This window comes from Mycobacterium parascrofulaceum ATCC BAA-614 (assembly GCF_000164135.1).
GTDB classification, from domain to species: Bacteria; Actinomycetota; Actinomycetes; order Mycobacteriales; family Mycobacteriaceae; genus Mycobacterium; species Mycobacterium parascrofulaceum.
Genome location: NZ_GG770595.1, coordinates 1 through 1,776 on the forward strand (window position 1 = coordinate 1; position 1,776 = coordinate 1,776).

At 65.9% G+C, this 1,776-nt stretch carries 1 protein-coding gene; it reads right to left on the minus strand.

All coding sequences use genetic code 11. The features are described 5' to 3' along the window. Nucleotides 1-159: 159 nt before the first annotated feature. Complete coding sequence (locus HMPREF0591_RS29680) at nt 160-1,707, minus strand: IS1182 family transposase (protein WP_007172579.1); 1,548 nt, start codon at nt 1,705-1,707, stop codon at nt 160-162. Nucleotides 1,708-1,776: the final 69 nt, after the last annotated feature.

The following is a 1,776-nucleotide window of genomic DNA, read 5'->3' on the forward strand; positions in this document are numbered from 1 at the left end:
CTAGGAGCCTGCTGAATTAGGGCGTTTTGGGGCGGGGTGCCTCGAGGCGCTCTGCGGCGCTGATTTGAAGTCAGACCCGGAGGTCGACAGAAGAGGTCACCCCGCCATGGTCAGCGTGGCATTGGGGTTGGCTGGATGGCAAGGCTCCCGGCCGGCGCTTTAGGCCAGCGCCCAGGTGGTGCCGGTGTGGGTCAGGCCCATCGTGAGCAGGCGGCGCAGGTTCAGCGCGGCGGTACGGTGGTGCAGCCAGTGATCGTTCTTGGCCACACCGCGGTAGCGGACTTTGCGGCTTCCTCGGGTCAGCCAGGCGATCGAGCGTTCCACCATGGGTCGGTGCCGGCGGTACTCGGCCTGCCATTCGGGTGTGCGCGCCAGTGCCCGTGCTGCGCGTAGATGGTGCTCGTGTTCACTGATGGTGAGTTTGCGTCCATGCTTGGCCGTGGTGCACTGCGTCCGTAATGGACATGCGCGGCAGTGCTTTTCAAATTGTGCGCCGCCGCTGGGCGTAATCGCGACGGTGTGCTCGGCTGGACAGGTCACAGTGCGGGCATCGAAATCGATGCTGAAGTCGTCGCTGGTGAATCCGCCGGGCACCGGGGTCCGCAGCGGTATCGGCTTGATCACTGCGCCGTGCTCCCGGTCGGCCAGTGCGGCCCGGGCTGCGCCGGTGCCGTAGGCCGCATCGCCGAACACCCGCACCGGAGCCTGTTCGTCGTCTAGGAGGGCCAGTCCGACCACGGCTTCGTGGTTGTCAGGGCCATTGGCCTTGGTCAGAGCGCAGTCGGTGATAATCCCGGTGTCGGGTTCGACCGCGATATGGGCCTTGAAGCCGTCCTGGCGCCGGTGCACGGTCTTGTGGGCGTGGCGAGTGTCGGGATCGACGGTGGAGATGACCCGATCCGGGACGACCTGCCGGGCGATGCGCCACTGCCCATCGGTGCCGTCGGAACCCTCGACCGGCTCGACGTCTTGCCCGGCGACCAGCGCCAACAACGCGACCGCCTCCGCAGCACGCGGCCCGAGGTCCTGGTCGGGCAGATGGCCCAGCAGGCGGTGCGCGTCGCCGACGAGGGCATCGACGAGCTGGTCGCGGGCTGCCTTGTCGTTCCAGGCGATCGTTGGTTTACCCGGATCGTCGTAATCGTGGGCAGTGCAGTGTTGTTCGATCACCGCTGCAGCGGCGGGGATCTCGCGGCGGACCCGACGGATCGCCGCGATCAACTGAGTGACCGTGTCCTGGGTGGCGACCGCGTCGTCGAGCACGGTGGAATCCAAGGCCCGCCGTGTCTTGCCCGCCAATACTCCGGTCGCCGCCACAACAGCCTTGACCGCCTCGAAGATCCGGTTCGGCCGATCCGATGCTGCCAGTCGGCGCCGCCAGTAGGTCAACGTCGTGGAGTGAAATGCCGCCGCGGTGATCGGCAACCCGCAAGCCGCCTTCCATCGCAGATCGAAGGTGACCGCATCCACGGTCTCGTTATCAGACAGACTGTGCAGCGCCTGCAGGGTGATCACCGAGGCCATCACCTCGGCCGGCACACTCGGTCGGCCCCGCCGCGAAGGGAACAGATCGGCGAACATCTCCTCGGGAAACAACTCACCCCGATGCGCCGCCAAAAACCCAAACACACTCTCAGGCTTCAAAAGATGCCCGGCGACCGACTCGGCATCCAACAACTCACGCTGATCATCAGAGCGACCCTGCACCCACCCATCATCCCGAAAAACCCCAGGACAACCCACCCCGCCACGCGGGATTAATTCAGCAGGCTCCTA